Source organism: Streptomyces malaysiensis subsp. samsunensis (assembly GCF_024519315.1).
GTDB classification, from domain to species: Bacteria; Actinomycetota; Actinomycetes; order Streptomycetales; family Streptomycetaceae; genus Streptomyces; species Streptomyces malaysiensis.
Map to the genome: position 1 here is coordinate 142,115 of NZ_JANIIC010000009.1, position 16,255 is coordinate 158,369.

Consider the following 16,255-nt stretch of genomic DNA (forward strand, 5'->3'; position numbering starts at 1 on the left):
CGGGCCATATCGGCAGTTCCGGATGGCTGTTGCTTATGTGCTTAATCACCAAGGCTGACGCGTCACACCTCATCACACTCAGGGAGTGAGCATGAGCCTTGACCTGGCGCGTCGTCGTCTGCTGGCGGCCGCGGGCGCGGCGGGTGCCGCGGGTGCCCTCGGCCTCGTCCCCTCCGGCGCGTTCGCCGCCTCCGGCCGTCGCCCGCCCGGATCCCGCCGTTCGGCCGCCACGATCATCCACGGTGGGCAGGCGCTGACCGGGCTGCCGTACCTGCCCCGGCAGGAGGCGCTTGCGAAGCTCACCGGGTTCCTGAACGCGAGCGAGGGCCAGGAGCCGGGCGGATGGCTGGTGGTGGAGGACTGGAACCCGGTGGGCCTGCCCGCCGGGACCGAGACCCACCACCGCGTCCTGGACGCGCTGCCGACCCGCCGCCCGATCGCGCTCAAGGGCTCGGACGCCCACAACATGTGGGTCAACCAGCGCGCCCTGGACCTGGCGAAGATCACGTCGAACACCCCGGACCCGGCCGGGGGCCATATCGTCCACGACTCGGCCGGAGCACCGTCCGGGCTGCTGAAGGACACCGCGCAGGACATCGTCGCGGCGGTGATTCCGCCGCCCGACCGGGACAAGACGCTCGCGACCGGGCTCGAAGGCCCTCCACCAGGCGGCGGCCAACGGCATCACCACCTACATGGACGCGGCCACCGAGCCCGGCGCCCTCGGCGTCTATGCCGATCTGGCCGCCTCTGACCGGCTGCCGCAGCGGGGCGTTCCCGCGCTGCGCCTGGATACCGACCTCATCCGCGACCCGAAGGCCGCGCTGGCCCACGTCAACGAGCAGCGAGCGGCCCATGGCCAGGTGCCGGGGCTGTGCTTCGGGACGGTGAAGGTCTTCCTCGACGGAGTGATCGAGCACCCCGCGCAGACCGCCGCGCTGCTGGAGCCGTACCTCGACGCCAACGGCAAACCCACCGACAACCGTGGCGACTTGTACGTCACCGCCACCGAGTACGGGCGGCTGGCCGCCGTCCTGGACCGGGCCGGCTGGCAGTTGCACGCACACGCGATCGGCGACGGCGCGGTGCGCACCGCGCTGGACGGCTACGAGACGGCGGCACGCGCCAATGGCCGCCGTGGCAACCGGCACACCATCGCCCATCTGCAACTGGTGCACCCGGACGACTACCGGCGCTTCGCGCCGCTGGGCGTGGTCGCCTGTATGCAGTTGCAGTGGGCGATGCGCAATGTGTGGACGATGGACGCCCTGCTGCCCTACATCGGCCCGGACCGCCACCGGCTGATGTATCCGGCGCGCAGCCTGGAGCGGCACGGCGCGGCGCTGTCCGGGGGATCGGACTGGCCGGTGGATCGGCTCGACTCCTTCAACCAGATCCGCACCGCCGTCGACCGGCGGGGCGAGGAGGGGGCGCTGTATCCGGAGCGGGAGGACATCAGCCGCTCGACCAGTCTGCGCATGCACACTTCGGGCTCGGCTCATCAGCTCCGTATAGACCACGAGACCGGTGTGCTCACCCCGGGCCGGGCCGCCGATGTGATCGTGCTCGACCGGGATGTGACCCGGGTGCCGGTCGAGGACATCACCGGTACGGAGGTCCGCCTGACGCTTGCGGGCGGCAGGCGTATCTGGGACGCGGAGCGGCCCGGCGCCCAGGCGTCGGCCGCGTCGTTCGCGGCGGCCCGGCCGGCCTCCCTCGCCACCGTGCACGGCCGTCATGCCGCGTGCGGCTGCCACGGCCGACGGCCCGTTGCGTCACCCCTCTCCCTCGGGCCCCCGCGTAGACCGGTCTCCCTCGGGCCCGCGTGGACCGGCGGAAGTCGGGCGCGGTCCGGGCACGTCCGGCGGAGCGTTCAGTAGCCGACGGTGAAGTGCCGTTCCTCGCCGGGGATTTCGAGTTCGTCGAGGACGGCCACGGCGAGGTCCTCGGCCGAGATGCGGGACGCGCCGTCGGCGGTGGTGATGAGGGTCGTGGTGCCGCGCCGGTACTTTCCGGTGCGGTGCCCGGGTTCGAGGAGGGCCGGTGGGCTGAGGTAGACCCAGTCGGCATAGTGCGTTCGGCAGATGTCCAGCTGCGCGGCGCTGGCGGCGGCGATGGCGCGGTACGGCGGCGGCACGTACTCCGGACTGTCGAGAACGAGCCGGTCCGGGTGGCCCGGGACCCGCAGGGGCGCGGCGCCGCCGACGACGAGGATGCGTGTCCGGGTCGTGGCGGCAGCGGCGAGCAGCGCCGTCGTGGTCGTGACGGCGGTGTGTTCGTGCCCGGGGGCGGGGCGGGTGGCGGCCACGATCGCGTCGGCGCCGAGGAGGAGTTCGCCCATGCGGCCGGGGTCGTTCGCATCGCCCTCGACGGCTTCCACCCCGGGTGGCGGAGCGGTCGGTGGTTTCTTGCGGAACACCGCGACGAGGTCATGGCCCCGCTTCGCGGCTTCGGTGACGACGCGCGAGCCGACCATGCCCGCGGCTCCGACGACGGCGATCTTCATTGAGGTCTTCCTTCCGGAGTGCGGGTGGCGACGGCGTCGTGTGAACGGGGGCTACGGGTGTGCCGGTCGCGCGGGGTGCGCCGGGTGCGCGGGGGAAGCTGTCCCGCGACGATCGCGGCGAGTGAGAGCGCGAACCCCACGAGCTGGATCGGGCCGAGCGTCTGGTCCAGCACGATGGCGCCGAGAACGGCCGCGACCAGCGGCGAGAGCAGGGCGAGAACCGCGACGGAGGCGACGGGCAGGGTGGTGATGCCCTGGAACCACAGGGCGTAGGTGATCAGACCGCCGACCAGCCCCAGCCACAGATAGCCGAGGGCGGCGCTGCCGCCGATCGCGGGAGGCGATCCCTCGGCCAGGAAGGTGAGCGGCAGCAGAAAGAGGCCACCCGCGGTGAGTTGCCACCCGGCGAAGGCGGTGGCGCCGACCCCGGCGGGGCGCCCCCAGCGCTTGGTGAGCGTCACGCCGAGCGCCATCGTGACCGCACCGGCGAGCCCCGCCACGACGCCGACGGTGTCGAGCGCCGCGTTCGGCCCGATCACCACAAGCCCGACGCCGGCGACGCCTGTCACACCCCACAGGAGGCGCCAGAGGGAGAGGGCTTCATGGAGCACGGTGACGGCCAGGACGGCGACGACGAGCGGCTGGGCCGCCGCCAGGGTGGCGGCCACCCCGCCCGGGAGGCGTTCGGCCGCGATGAACAGCAGCGGGAGGAACAGCCCGATGTTCAGCACGCCGAGCACCGCGGCCTTGCCCCACCAGGCTCCGCGCGGCAGCGTCCGGGTGATCGCCAGCCCGATCAGACCGGCGGGCAGCGCACGCAGGAACCCCGCGAAGAGCGGATGTCCCTGGGGGAGAAGCTCGGTGGTGACGACATAGGTCGTGCCCCACACCGAGGGGGCGAGCGCCGTCAGGGCGGTGCGCGGCAGGTTTCCGCGGCGGACACCGCCGGCTCCGCCGGAAGCCACTTGTGTGGTGTGACGTGTCATGCCTCGAAGTGTCGCCGTGCGGCGATTGATGAATCCAACACATGTTTGTCACCTCATGGATCTCGAATCAAGATGGATCCATGGAGCTCCAGCAGATGCGCTATGTCGTCGCCGTCGCCGAGACGAACAGCTTCACCCGGGCCGCCGAACGGTGTCTGGTCGTCCAGTCCGCCCTCAGCCACCAAATCGCCCGCCTGGAAAAGGAACTCGGCGCGCGACTCTTCGAGCGCACCAGCCGCCGGGTGTGGCTGACACCGGCCGGTGAGGCGTTCCTCCCGGCCGCCCGCCAGTGTCTGGACGCCGCGGAGCGAGCGGCCGCCGAGGTCGCCGCGGCCGTCGGAGAGGTACGCGGACGGCTCGCCGTGGGCCTGATCCCCACCGTCACCGCCGTCGACATCCCGGGCGCGCTGCGGGACTTCCGCGAGCGGTATCCGCATGTGCGCATCCGCCTGCGGGTGGGCGCGAGCGACGACCTCGTGGAGCAGGTCAAGGAGGGAGCCATCGACGTGGCGTTCCTCGGGCTGCCGACCACGGCACGACCGCGGGGCGTGGCCGCCCATGAACTCGCGCAGGACCGGCTCGTCGCCGTGGTCGCACCGGACCATCCACTCGCGGGGGAGCCGGAGGTCGACCTGCGCAGGCTCTCCTCCGAGGTGTTCGTGGACCTCCCGGCCGGGACGGCCGGACGCGCCCAGTCCGACGTGGCCTTCGAAGCCGCGGGTCTCAGCCGTGATGTCGCCTTCGAAGTGACCAGCGCGGACTTCATCGCCCGGCTCGTCGGGCCGGGTCTCGCCGTGGCCATGCTCCCCAGGGCTTATGCGCCTCAGCTCGCCGGTGTCGTCACCATCGAGGTGGCCGACGCCCCGGCCCGCGTCGAGTACGTCATCTGGAGCCGCTTCACGCGTACGCCCGCGGCGACCGCCTTCCTCGCCGCACTCGACATCACCGCGACGGAATCTTGAGCCGCGACGGAATCCTGAGCCGGGACGAATCCTGAGCCGCGACGGAAGCTGAGCCACGACGGAATCCTGAATCGCGACGGAGTCCTGAGCCGCGGCGGCAGGGCGTCACGCCCCGTCCCGGCGGCCTCGCCGCATCGAGGAGACCCGAACCTCCAGCCGGGTGCCGATCACCACGGGCGGTGGTGTGTGCGGGGGATCCTCCACCAGGCTGACCAGCGCGTCGACGGCCGCCGTACCGGCCTGCTCCGGGCCCAGTGACACCGTCGATACGGGCGGGACCGTCCGGCCGTAGGCCGGGTCCTCGCTGCGGCACACCACCATCAGGTCCTCCGGCACCGAAGACCGCACCGCGCGGCCGCCTCCAGGACCTGACGGCCGCACGGGTCGTACAGGCCGAACACCGCGTCCGGCCCGTCCTCCCCGGTCAGCAGGGCGTCCAGCCCCCGTCCCGTGTCATCGTCCGCGTCGAACGGGACGACGCACGGCCGCACACCGGTCCGCGAACACCACCTCCGGTAGGAGGTCGCGCTCGCGCGGCTGTAGTACTCCTGGGTGGGCCCGGCGATCAGCGCGATCCGCTCCGCGCCCTGCCCGGCCAGATGCTCCAGGACATGGCAGGTCATGGCCTCGTGGTCGTTGTCGACCCACGTCTCCCGAGCCCGCAGATCGCCGGGGCGGCCGTCGAACACCAGCGGCAGCCCGCGGGCGCGCAGCAGCCGCACCACGGGGTCGCTGGGCGGACTGTCCAGCACCACCACCCCGGCGGCCGGCAGGGTGCGCCATCTGTGCTCGGCGGGCCCCGCGGGCATCGCCATCAGCGCGTAGCCACGCCGATGCGCGGCGACGGTGGCCGCGCTGATGGCCCGGGCGAAGTACGGCACGCTCGCGAAGTCCCAGGCGCTCTGGCCGTGAGCGGTCACCGCGAGACCGAGGGTGCGCCCGCCGCCGCCCGCCGGGCCGTATCCGAGCGCGCCCGCCACCGCCTTCACCCGGGCCCGCGTGGACTCCGAGACCCGGCCCGTGCCGTTGAGCACGTTGGACACCGTCGCGGTCGACACCTCCGCCGTCCGTGCCACATCCGCGATCGTCACCCTGGACACGCCCGGCAGAATACGCGCCCGCGCCCCCGCCGATGTCGCGCGCGAGGGCGGGCGAAGTGGGATGGCGGGCCCGGGGGACCCGCGGGTGGGTGCGTCGCGGCCACCCGCGGCCGCGATGTCCTGCCGAGCCTGGTAGCCGTGGACACGTACGACTCCACCCGCGCTTCGCGGCGCCGGAACAGCGCGCCACCCCGAGCGCACCACCCCGGAGGACGGCGCACCACCCCGAACGCACCACCCCAGTGGAAGGAAACCTCCGCCCGTGACCGCATCCCTCGTCCACGCCACCGGCACCTTCGAGATCGCCGGCAAGAAGGTCGCCCGTCTCGGCTTCGGCTCCATGCGACTCACCGGACTCGGTGTCTGGGGCGAACCCGACGACCGCGAGGAGTGCCTCCGCGTGGTCCGCCGCGCCGTTGAGCTCGGCGTTCAGCTGATCGACACCGCCGACTCCTACGGGCCGAACGTCAGCGAGGAGATCATCCGCGAGGCCATCCACCCCTACCCGGACGATGTCCTCATCGCGACCAAGGCCGGTCTCACCCGCAGCGGCCCCGATGTGATCGAGACCGCACAGGGGCTGGTGCGCCTGGGCCCCGCGGCATGGCCGCCCGTCGGGCGTCCGGAGTACCTGCGCCAGCAGGCCGAGCTGAGCCTGCGGCGCCTCGGCCTGGACCATATCGACCTGTTCCAGCTGCACCGCGTCGACCCGCAGGTTCCGCTGGAGGACCAGGTGGGGGAGTTGAAGGCGCTCCAGGACGCGGGCAAGATCGTCGCGATCGGCCTGTCCCAGGTGACCGTCGACCAGATCGAGCAGGCACGGCGGATCGCCGACATCGCCACCGTCCAGAACCGCTACAACCTCACCGACCGCGGCTCCGCCGATGTGCTCGACCACTGCACCCACCACGGAATCGGCTTCATCCCCTGGGCCCCGGTGGCCGCGGGCGGTCTCACCCGGCCCGGTGGACCGGTCGACCGCATCGCCTCCGCCCATGGCGCCACCCCCGCCCAGGTCGCCCTCGCCTGGCTCCTGGCCCACTCCGAGGTCACACTGCCCATCCCGGGCACCTCCAAGGTGGCCCACCTGGAGGACAACACGGCCGCGGCACAACTGCGCCTGAGCGGTGCGGAGATCGACGAGCTCACATCGTCATGACCCGTGTCCGGCGAACCGGGGAGCCCGGCGCCGAGCGGTACACCGCGCGGGGAGGCCGCCCACGGGGCGGCGGGCCGAGCACCGGGGACCCCGTTCGCTCCCGGGCCGTTCTCATATGCGCGGGAACGGTTCGGTCAGCGCGGTGAGCACATGGTCGGCCTGTGCGGCACGCAGCTCCTCGACGCTGTAGTGGCCGCTGGCGACCCCCACCGCGGTCGCGTTCGCCGCGCGCGCGGCCTCGATGTCGCGCGGGGTGTCCCCGACCACGTAGACCTCGGAGCGGGTCAGGTCGTGCCCGTGCAGCCGGGCGGCCTTGGCCATCGCCAGCCGGGTGATCTCCGCCCGGTCCGGGGAGTCAGAGCCGTAGGCGCCGAACACGAAGTAGCGGCCCAGCCTGCCCCGTTCCATCTTGATCCGGGCCGCGCCCTCCATCGCGCCGGAGATCAGTCCGAGGATGATCCCCGCGTCCGTGATCCGCCGCAGGGTGTCCTCGACGCCGTCCAGGACGCGGTACCCCTCCGATACCGGGATGTCCTCCGAGAGGTGCCACAGATACGCGGCGTACAGGCGGGCCATCTCATCGTGACTGGGTTCGCGGCCGAGCACGGCAAGGAACGTCTTCCGGCCGACCTGCGGATCCGTCTCCCCGGCCGAGGTGTGTTCGCCGATATCGGCGGCCACGCCGTGCAACCGGTCGAAGGCCCAGGCCCAACTCCGCCTTCCCGAGCCTCCGGTGTGGACCAGGGTTTCATCGATGTCGAAGAGCGCTGCTATCGGTCCGGCCATGGTTCGTTCTCCTCCGGTTCCGCCTCCTCCAGGGTGCGCGATGGCACCGGGAGCGGCCAGTCGCGCGGCGGCCTCGCCGACCGGAGTTGAGGGTGGATACGGGCGAGCCTAGGCTGGTGGGAGTGGGCGAGTGAGATGGCCCACATCCGGTTGAACGCCCAACCAGCGTGCCTGGCAAGGCGGTCCCTTCCGAACCGGGCCGGCCTCATCACGCGGCCACGGGCCGGCTCCGGCCCCCTCCGCCAGGCCCGCCGACGCAGCGCACAAGCGCAGACACCCATCGAGCGCACGGAGGGCGGGGTAGCCATGACCGACCTGGACACGCTGTCGGTGAACACCATCCGCGGACTGTGCATGGACGCGATCCAAAAGGCGAATTCGGGGCACCCCGGAACGCCGATGGCGATGGCGCCCGTCGCGTACACGCTGTGGCAGCGGTTTCTGCGCTTCGACCCCGACGATCCCATCTGGCCGAACCGCGACCGCTTCGTGCTCTCCGAGGGCCACGCCTCCGCCCTGCTCTGGTCGCTGCTGTACCTGACCGGCGTCCGCACGGTCGACCCCGACTACGAGGTGCTGGGCCGTCCGGCGGTGACCCTGGACGATCTCAAGTCCTTCCGGCAGCTCGACTCGCGCTGCCCCGGCCACCCCGAGTACCGGTGGACCAGCGGCGTCGAGACGACCACCGGCCCGCTCGGCCAGGGGGTCGCCACCTCCGTCGGCATGGCGATCGCCGGCCAGTGGCTGGCGGCGCGGTTCAACCGCGACGACTTCACGCTCTTCGACTTCGATGTGTACGCGCTGGCCGGGGACGGCTGCATGATGGAGGGCGTCTCCTCGGAGGCGGCCTCGCTCGCCGGGCATCTGCGGCTGTCCAACCTGTGCTGGATCTACGATTCCAACCGGGTCACCATCGAGGGCCACACCGACATCACCTTCACCGAGGACCTCGCCGCCCGCTTCCTGGCCTACGGCTGGAACGTGACCACCGTCGCCGACGCCAACGACCTCGGCCGGATCAGCCGCGCCTTCCACACCTTCCGGGCCGAGACCGAGCGGCCGACGCTGATCCTCGTCCACAGCCATATCGGCTACGGCTCGCCGGTCGAGGACTCGCCGAAGGCACATGGTGCGCCGTTCGGGCCGGAGGGGGTCAGGGCCACCAAGCGTGTCCTCGGGATTCCGCCGGACGCCGGGTTCCACATACCCGACGGTGTGCCCGACTGGTTCGCGCGGGGCATCGGGGCGCGCGGCGCCGAGCTGCGCACCGCCTGGGAGAAGACGTTCGACGCCTACCGCAGCGCGTACCCCGATCTCGCCGACGAATTGGAGCGGATCCAGCGTCGTGAGCTCCCGGACGGCTGGGAGTCCGCGCTGCCCACCTTCCCGGCCGATCCGAAGGGCCTGGCCAGCCGCGACTCCTCGGGCCGGGTGCTGAACGCCGTGGCCAAGGCGGTGCCCTGGGTGCTGGGCGGGTCCGCCGATCTGACACCGTCGACCAAGACCCGGCTCACCTTCGGCGGGGCGGGCGACTTCGAGCCCGACGACCGGTCCGGGCGCAATCTGCACTTCGGCGTGCGGGAGCACGCGGCCGCCGCCGTCGCCAATGGAATGGCGCTGACGAAGCTCCGTCCGTACTGGTCCGGCTTCCTGATCTTCTCCGACTACGCCAAGGCGGCCATTCGCCTCTCCGCGCTGATGGAGATCCCCACGGTGCACATCTTCACCCATGACTCCATCGGGGTCGGCGAGGACGGTCCCACCCACCAGCCCGTCGAGCAGCTCGCGGGGCTGCGCGCGACACCGGGGCTGCTCGTGTTCCGCCCCGCCGACGCCAACGAGGTCACCGAGACCTGGCGCGTGGTCGCCGCCCTCCGCCGGGCGCCGGCCGCGGTGGTCCTCTCCCGCCAGGCCCTGCCCACCTTCGACCGCGACCGGCTCGGCGCGGCGAGCGGTGTCGCGCGGGGCGCCTACGTACTGGCCGACGCGGACCGGGGCGAGCCCGAGGTGATTCTGCTCGCCACCGGCTCCGAGGTGGCGCTCGCGCTGGCCGCGCACGAGGAGCTCACCGCCGAGGGCATCGCGTCCCGGGTGGTGAGCATGCCGTGCTGGGAGCTGTTCGACCGTCAGCCGCGGGAGTACCGCGATCAGGTGCTGCCGCCCGCGGTGACGCGGCGGGTGGCGGTGGAGGAGGGCTCCACGCTCGGCTGGGACCGGTATGTCGGCAGCGCCGGGGCCATCGTCGGAATGCACACCTTCGGGGCCTCCGCACCCCTCAAACAGCTGCTCACCGAGTTCGGATTCACCCCTGAGCGCGTCTCGCAGGTGGCACGCGAGCTGGTGGCTTCGGGCTGAGAAGGCAACGACGCGACAGGAGAGCACATGGCTACCGACACCCCCATGCAGCTCGGCATGATCGGGCTCGGCCGGATGGGCGCGAACCTCGTGCGCCGGCTCATGCGCGACGGCCACCGCTGTGTGGTCTACGACGTCAACGAAAGCGCGGTCAGGGAGCTGGAGGGCGAGGGCGCGGTCGCCGCCCGCTCGCCCGGCGACCTGGTGGCGAGGCTGGAACGGCCACGGGCCGTGTGGCTCATGCTGCCCGCCGCCGTCGTACAGCCCACCCTCGATCAGCTCACCGAGCTGCTCGACCCGGAGGACGCCGTCATCGACGGCGGCAACTCCTACTACCGCGACGACATCACCCGCGCCGCCCAGCTCGCCCCGCACCGCCTGCACTATCTGGACTGCGGAACCTCGGGCGGCGTCTGGGGACTCGAGCGCGGCTACTGCCTCATGATCGGCGGCGAGCACGAGCCCGTGACCCGGCTCGACCCCATCTTCCGCACCATCGCGCCCGGCACCGGCTCCGCCGAGCCGACACCCAGCAGACACGGCGACGGAACCGCGCCCCAGGGCTATCTCCACTGCGGTCCGAACGGAGCCGGGCACTTCGTGAAGATGGTCCACAACGGGGTCGAGTACGGAATGATGGCCGCGATCGCCGAGGGGCTCAGCATCATCGACCACGCCGACGCCGGGCTGCGCAAGCGCACCGCCGACGCGGAGACCACCCCGCTGCGCGAGCCGGAGGCGTACCAGTACGAGATCGACGTCGGCGAGGTGGCCGAGGTGTGGCGCCGCGGCTCGGTCGTGGGCTCCTGGCTCGTCGACCTCACCGCGGACGCACTGGCCCGCTCGCCGAAGCTGGAGGAGTTCACCGGGCGTGTCTCGGACTCCGGCGAAGGGCGGTGGACGGTACGGGCCGCGATCGACGAGGGCGTACCCGCCGCCGTGATCTCCACCGCGCTCACCGACCGGTTCCAGTCCCGGGGCCTCGGCGAATTCGCCGACCGGGTCCTGTCCGCCATGCGCAGCGAGTTCGGCGGACACGCCGAGAAGGGGACCGGGTCATGACGGGACCGACGGGACCGGACGACCATGTGATCGTGCTCTTCGGCGCCACGGGCGACCTCGCCAAGCGCAAGCTCCTCCCGGGGCTGTTCCACCTCGCCACGGCGGGCCTGCTGCCCGACGGCTACCGCATCGTGGGCTCGACCCCGCACCGGTCCGCGATGAGCGACGAGGCGTTCCGCGCCCTCGCGCACGACGCGATCGCCGCCTTCGGACGGTCCAAGCCGTCCGGGCCGGTGTGGGAGACCTTCGAGGAGTCGCTGTCCTTCGGCGCGGCCGACCCCGAGGACCCGGCCCCGCTGCTCGCGGCCGTACGGACGGCGGAGGACTCCCTCGGCGGGCCGTCGCGCAGACTGTTCCACCTGGCCATTCCGCCCTCCGCGTTCGGGTCCGTCGTCGGCATGCTCGGCGATACGGGGCTGGCGGAGAACGGCAAGGTGATCGTGGAGAAGCCCTTCGGCACCGATCTGGTGTCGGCACGGGCGCTCAACGAGACGATCCACTCCGTCTTCGACGAATCCCGGGTCTTCCGGATCGACCACTTCCTCGGCAAGGAGTCGGTGGAGAACATCCTCGCCCTCCGATTCGCCAACGGTCTGTTCGAACCCATCTGGAACCGGAACCACATCGACTATGTGCAGATCGATGTGCCCGAGACGCTCGGCATCGAGGGCCGTGGCCACTTCTACGAAGGCACCGGGGCCTTCCGGGACATGGTCGTCACCCATCTGATACAGGTGCTCGGCATCGTGGCGATGGAACCACCGGTCTCGCTCGCCGCCAAGCCACTGCGCGACGAGAAGGACAAGGTGTTCGAGGCGCTGCGCCCCATCGGGCCCGAGCATGTGGTGCGCGGCCAGTACGAGGGCTACCTCGACGAACCGGGTGTCGCCGCCGATTCGCAGACCGAGACGTTCACCGCGCTGCGGGTGGAGCTGGACAACTGGCGGTGGGCCGGAGTCCCGTTCCACCTGCGCTCCGGCAAACGCCTCGCACAGGGGCGCCAGGTGGTCACTCTCGGGCTGCGCGAGCCGCCCCTGCGGATGTTCGCCACCGACCTCGCCGATCAGGAGAAGTACCGGGGCAACAAGATCGTGATCGACTTCGGGGACCCCGGATGGATCGCCACCCGCTTCCTCGCCAAGGAGCCCGGCCCCGCCATGCGGCTCGAACCGGTCACGATGGCCTTCGGCTACGCCGGCTCCTACTGCGAGGCCAATGGACTCGAGGGCTATGAACGCCTGATCCTGGACGCCATGCTGGGCGACCAGTCGCTGTTCACCCGGTCCGACGGCATAGAACACATCTGGGCGGCGTCGACCTCCCTGCTGGAGAACCCACCGCCGATCCAGACGTACGCCCCCGGCTCATGGGGCCCGGAGCCCGCCATCAGCGAACTGATCGCACCGGATCTGTGGCATCTGCCGGACGCCGCCGAGGTCGTGTCCGGAACCGGCGCATGACCTCGGGCGCCGCGGAAGGGGTCTCGCTGACAGGAGCGATATCGTGCGTGCCATCGTCATCGAGAAGTTCGGTGAACCGGACAGCCTCGTCTTACGGCGTCCGGGGGCGCCGCGCACGGCTGGCGCGGCACCCCCGGTGGGTGGGCCCGCCAATCGGCCCGTGGTGTGCGGCTACGCCGCCAGGACCGCCGCCGTGGTGCGCCCGCCGTCGACGTCCAGCACGATGCCGTGGACGAACGCGGCCTCGTCACCGGCGAGGTAGACCGCGGCGTGTGCGATGGCCTCCGGGTGTCCGATGCCCCCGGCCGGGGTGCCCTTCATCATGTTCTCGGCCGGGTGCGCCACGCCGGGCACGGGTGTGTGGACCACCCCGGGGGAGATCGCGTTCACCCGCACACCCCGCGGGCCGAACTCGGCGGCCCAGGCCCGGGTCAGGGTCTCCATCGCGCCCTTGGAGGAGCTGTAGAGCGCGCCGACGGGAATGCCCAGACGGGCGACCCAGGACCCCAGGTTGATGATCGCTCCTCCGCCGGCCTCGGCCATGGCCGGGGCGAGCGCGGCGGTCAGGAAGAACGGCGCCTTCACATTCACCGCGTAGACCCGGTCGAAGCTCTTCTCGTCGGTGTCCGGGGTGCTGTCACCGGGGAAGATACCGGCGTTGTTGACCAGGACGTCGATGCCTCCGCCCAGCACGGACACCGCCTCCTCGGCCAGGGCGCGGGACGCCTCGGCGCTGCCGTCCAGATCCGCCTGTACGAAGTCGGCCCGGCCGCCCCGCGCGCGGATGGCGTCGACGACCTCCGCGCCCCGCTCGGCGCTGCGGCCGGACACCACCACATGTGCGCCCTCGGCGGCGAACCGCTCCGCGATCGCCCGTCCGATGTTGCTGGTGGCGCCGGTCACCAGGGCCCTCTTGTCATGCAGTCGTCCACTCATCACGCGCTCCCGCCACGTTCGTCCACCGCACCATCGACGCCCTGCGGGCATGACCTCGATCGGGTCATCCGCGCGGGACACCGCCCGGATCCGCCCGGGGGTCATGCCACTGTGCGAAGAAAAAAATGGACTTGCAAGTCCAAACAGGTCAGGCCGCGGCGGCGCGCCGCAGATCCTCGATGCCGAGGTCCAGCGCGGCCCGCAGATGGTCGGCCTGACCGGTCGACTGGAGGATCGCCACACCGCCCTGGAGGCCCGCCAGCAGCGCGGCGGCGCGGTGCTCGACATCCAGGTCGGCGGGCAGGTGTCCGGCCGTCTGGAGGGCCCGGATCCCGGTGGCCAGGCTCGCCTGCCACTGGCGCATCAACGTCACCACGACGTCCCGGGCGCCCGGGGTGGAGCGGCCCAGGTGGAGGACCAGCGAGCCCATCGGGCACCGCTCGCCCTGCTCCTCGTAGCGCTCGACCACCACATCGCGCCACCGCTGCCACGCCTCCCAGGAGTCCAGGCAGCCCAGATACGGCTGCTGGTCCTCCAGGACCTGGTCGGCCTCGTGGTGGGCGACCGCCAGCAGCAGCTCGTCCTTCCCCTCGGGGAAGTAGTGGAAGAGCTGGCTCTTGCTGGTGTGGGTGCGGGCCATGACGTCGTCGAGGGTGGCCACCGACACGTCCTTCTCGCGCAGCACCTCGGCCGCGCCCTCGATGATCCGGTTCCGGGTGGCCTTCCCCTTCGCCGTCAGCTCCTTGCGCATGGCGTGGCCCTCTCTCGACTGGACTGGCTGGTCCAGTCTACGGGGCCTCTCCCGGCCGGATCAGTCGGCCAGTTCGGCGGCTTCCTCCCGCAGGACGCGCACCACCACGTTCGCCGACTCCGTGGTGGGCCCCGGCGAATGCGCCAGGCTGACGCGCCGCCACTCCTCCGCGACGCCTTCGACGGCGACGATGCGCACACCGGGCGGGACGGCGGGAAGCAGTGTCGACGGGGCCGTGGTGATGCCCACCCCGGCCGCGACCAGGTGGAGCTTCGTCAGCCAGTCGCGGGCGGTGTGGCGGACCCGGGGCCGTCCCGGCAGCCCCGGCCACACGCCGAGCAGCGGCTCCTGCGCACCGGCCGGGCTGGCGATCCACGGCTCGTCCGCGATCTCCTCGGCCGTGACGCTGTCGCGCCCGGTGAACCGGCCGCCCGCCGGGACCGCCACCGCCAGCCGGGTCTCGAGCAGCGGCTCGACGCGCAGCGGCGGGGCGTCGGTGTCGGGGGAGCGGTGCGGTGGTCTGGAGGACAGCAGGGCGATGTCGAGCGTGCCGGCGCGCAGCGCCCGTACCAGCGACGGGGTGGTGCCCTCCCGTGTGGACACCCGGATCCGGGGGTGGTCCCGGCGCAGCGCCGCCAGCGCGCGGGCCACGAACACCGCTCCCGCGGTGGGGAAGAAGCCGAGCCGGACCGGGCCGTCCGCCGCTCCCGCCCCGCGCAACTCCCGGTCGGCGGCGTCGAGCGCGTCCAGCGCGACCACGGCGTGGCGCAGCAGGGCGCGGCCCGCGCCGGTCAGCCGCACACCGCCGGGATGGCGGTCGAAGAGCCGGGCGCCGGCCGCCTGCTCCAGCCCGGCCACCTGCCGGGAGACGGCCGACTGGGTGTACCCGAGCGCCTCGGCCGCGGCGGTGATCGTGCCCCGCTCCGCCACCTCGCGCAGCACCCGCAGCCCGGCCAGGGTCACGTCCATGAGCGCATGTCCATGAGCGCGCAGCATACCCGCCATGCGGGACATTCGTTGGCGGAATGTCTCGGCGGTTCCTAGCGTGGAGGGCACACCACAGCAGAACGGAACGACACCATGCCTTTGGTCAACATCTACATGCGTGAGGGAACCACCCCGGAGCACCGCCGGAATGTCTCGCTGGGCATCCACCGGTCCATGGTGGACGTCCTGAAGGTCCCGCAGGACGACCAGTTCCACCTCATCCACGAGCTCAAGCCGGAGAACGTCCAGACGCAGCCGGTGTCCTTCGGCATCCGGCGCGGCGAGGGCGCGATGTTCATCCAGCTGTTCTTCAACGATCGCGACCCGGGGCAGAAGGCGGATCTCTTCGCGGCCATCCGCGAGAACCTCCGGCTGTACGCGGACGTCCCGGAGGAGGACATCATGCTCTGCGTGGTCGAGACGAACCGCGAGAACTGGTGGGCGGCCGGCCGCACCGTCAACCCCCGGACGGGCTTTGACGAGCGCATGGACCATGTGCTCGGCGACACCGCGGCCACCACGGACTGAGTCCCGCCGGACGCCTCAACGGTGGTTGGCCAGCGCGGCGTTGAGCTGGACGACGTTCACCCGCCGCTCGCCCAGGAAACCGAGGACACGGCCCTGGATGTGAGCGGTGACCAGCGCGTGCACGGTCGCCGGCCGCAGACCGCGGACCCGGGCGACCCGGTTCACCTGCTCATGGGCGTACGCCGCGGAGATATGCGGATCGAGGCCGGAGCCGGAGGCGGTGACGGCGTCCGCCGGGACGTCCCGGGGATCGACACCGTCGAACCTCGCCACCGCGGCCCGCCGCGCCTCGATCGTGCGGACCAGTACCGGGTTGTCGGGGCCGAGGTTGGAGGCGCCGGAGGCCAGCGGGTCGTAGCCGCCGGCGGACGGGCGGGGCTGGAACCACGCGGGATCGGGCCCGGGCGCCCGGCCGGAGTTCCTCCGGCGATCCTCGGGGAGGGTGAAGTTCTGGCCGAGGAGGGTGGAGCCCATGGTCGTGCCGTGCCGGGTGATCCGTGAGCCGTTGGCCTGGTACGGGAAGGCGCCCTGGGCCACTCCGGTGACGGCCAGCGGGTAGAGGAAACCGGTGATGGCGGTGAGCACGAGCAGGATCCGCAGGGCGGACAGGTGGTTGCGGACCACGGGGGAGAGCGAGCTGGTCATGGCGGTGCCTTCTGCCAGGCCGTCCTGGCGGT

Annotated in this window: 15 protein-coding genes and 1 pseudogene; 8 read left to right on the top strand and 8 right to left on the bottom strand. The window is 71.9% G+C overall.

The features are described 5' to 3' along the window. Positions 1-91 precede the first annotated feature (91 nt). Together NQU54_RS10715 and NQU54_RS10720 are read left to right on the top strand one after the other, a co-directional pair. Entirely contained in the window at positions 92-754 is a 663-nt protein-coding gene (locus tag NQU54_RS10715) for an amidohydrolase family protein (protein WP_257630855.1), read from the top strand. Next, the gene (locus NQU54_RS10720; protein WP_257630856.1) at positions 696-1,880 is read left to right on the top strand and encodes an amidohydrolase; all 1,185 of its coding nucleotides are present in this window, start codon (positions 696-698) and stop codon (positions 1,878-1,880) included. The genes NQU54_RS10715 and NQU54_RS10720 overlap by 59 nt, the downstream gene beginning before the upstream one ends. Here the strand turns inward: NQU54_RS10720 and NQU54_RS10725 are convergent. Continuing rightward, entirely contained in the window at positions 1,874-2,506 is a 633-nt protein-coding gene (locus tag NQU54_RS10725; protein WP_257630857.1) for an NAD(P)-dependent oxidoreductase, read from the bottom strand. The genes NQU54_RS10720 and NQU54_RS10725 overlap by 7 nt on opposite strands. Further along, positions 2,503-3,492, bottom strand: coding sequence for an EamA family transporter (locus tag NQU54_RS10730; protein WP_257630858.1), 990 nt, complete (start codon positions 3,490-3,492; stop codon positions 2,503-2,505). The genes NQU54_RS10725 and NQU54_RS10730 overlap by 4 nt, the downstream gene beginning before the upstream one ends. Positions 3,493-3,572: 80 nt before the next feature. Between NQU54_RS10730 and NQU54_RS10735 the strand changes: the two genes are divergently transcribed. After that, entirely contained in the window at positions 3,573-4,454 is an 882-nt protein-coding gene (locus NQU54_RS10735; RefSeq protein ID WP_257630859.1) for a LysR family transcriptional regulator, read from the top strand. A gap of 105 nt (positions 4,455-4,559) precedes the next feature. Here NQU54_RS10735 and NQU54_RS50015 read toward each other — a convergent pair. Then, positions 4,560-5,896, bottom strand: a pseudogene (locus tag NQU54_RS50015) (LacI family DNA-binding transcriptional regulator). Between NQU54_RS50015 and NQU54_RS10750 the strand changes: the two are divergent. Further along, a complete protein-coding gene (locus NQU54_RS10750) occupies positions 5,817-6,713 on the top strand; it encodes an aldo/keto reductase (protein ID WP_257630862.1) in 897 nt (298 codons plus the stop codon). The pseudogene NQU54_RS50015 and the gene NQU54_RS10750 sit on opposite strands and share 80 nt — an antisense overlap. Positions 6,714-6,824: 111 nt before the next feature. Here the strand turns inward: NQU54_RS10750 and NQU54_RS10755 are convergent, their stop codons facing one another. Further along, complete coding sequence (locus NQU54_RS10755) at positions 6,825-7,499, bottom strand: HAD family hydrolase (RefSeq protein WP_257630863.1); 675 nt, start codon at positions 7,497-7,499, stop codon at positions 6,825-6,827. Positions 7,500-7,805: 306 nt separating this feature from the next. Here NQU54_RS10755 and tkt point away from each other — a divergent pair, with 306 nt between their 5' ends. The 3 genes from tkt to zwf are packed head-to-tail and all read left to right on the top strand — an operon-like array spanning position 7,806 to position 12,376. After that, positions 7,806-9,854: a transketolase gene (gene tkt / locus NQU54_RS10760; RefSeq protein ID WP_257630864.1), complete on the top strand. Its 2,049-nt coding sequence runs from the start codon at positions 7,806-7,808 to the stop codon at positions 9,852-9,854. 27 nt (positions 9,855-9,881) lie between these two features. Beyond that, positions 9,882-10,916: a phosphogluconate dehydrogenase (NAD(+)-dependent, decarboxylating) gene (gene gnd, locus NQU54_RS10765; RefSeq protein WP_306278573.1), complete on the top strand. Its 1,035-nt coding sequence runs from the start codon at positions 9,882-9,884 to the stop codon at positions 10,914-10,916. Further along, positions 10,913-12,376 (top strand): glucose-6-phosphate dehydrogenase, encoded by a 1,464-nt coding sequence (gene zwf / locus NQU54_RS10770; protein ID WP_257630865.1) that lies wholly within the window; start codon positions 10,913-10,915, stop codon positions 12,374-12,376. The genes gnd and zwf overlap by 4 nt, the downstream gene beginning before the upstream one ends. A gap of 171 nt (positions 12,377-12,547) precedes the next feature. On the opposite strand, the gene NQU54_RS10775 is transcribed toward zwf, so the two are convergent. From NQU54_RS10775 to NQU54_RS10785, 3 genes are all read right to left on the bottom strand, one after another. Continuing rightward, positions 12,548-13,312, bottom strand: a complete 765-nt coding sequence (locus NQU54_RS10775) for an SDR family NAD(P)-dependent oxidoreductase (RefSeq protein WP_232637623.1) — start codon at positions 13,310-13,312, stop codon at positions 12,548-12,550. A 148-nt stretch (positions 13,313-13,460) separates the two neighbouring features. Further along, the gene (locus NQU54_RS10780; protein ID WP_257630866.1) at positions 13,461-14,063 is read right to left on the bottom strand and encodes a TetR/AcrR family transcriptional regulator; all 603 of its coding nucleotides are present in this window, start codon (positions 14,061-14,063) and stop codon (positions 13,461-13,463) included. A gap of 60 nt (positions 14,064-14,123) precedes the next feature. After that, on the bottom strand, positions 14,124-15,032 hold the full coding sequence (locus NQU54_RS10785; protein WP_257630867.1) for a LysR family transcriptional regulator: 909 nt from the start codon (positions 15,030-15,032) through the stop codon (positions 14,124-14,126). A gap of 111 nt (positions 15,033-15,143) precedes the next feature. Here NQU54_RS10785 and NQU54_RS10790 point away from each other — a divergent pair, with 111 nt between their 5' ends. Further along, positions 15,144-15,578: a tautomerase family protein gene (locus tag NQU54_RS10790; RefSeq protein ID WP_069872520.1), complete on the top strand. Its 435-nt coding sequence runs from the start codon at positions 15,144-15,146 to the stop codon at positions 15,576-15,578. A 15-nt stretch (positions 15,579-15,593) separates the two neighbouring features. Here the strand turns inward: NQU54_RS10790 and kdpC are convergent, their stop codons facing one another. Further along, entirely contained in the window at positions 15,594-16,223 is a 630-nt protein-coding gene (kdpC, locus tag NQU54_RS10795) for a potassium-transporting ATPase subunit KdpC (RefSeq protein ID WP_257630868.1), read from the bottom strand. Positions 16,224-16,255: the final 32 nt, after the last annotated feature.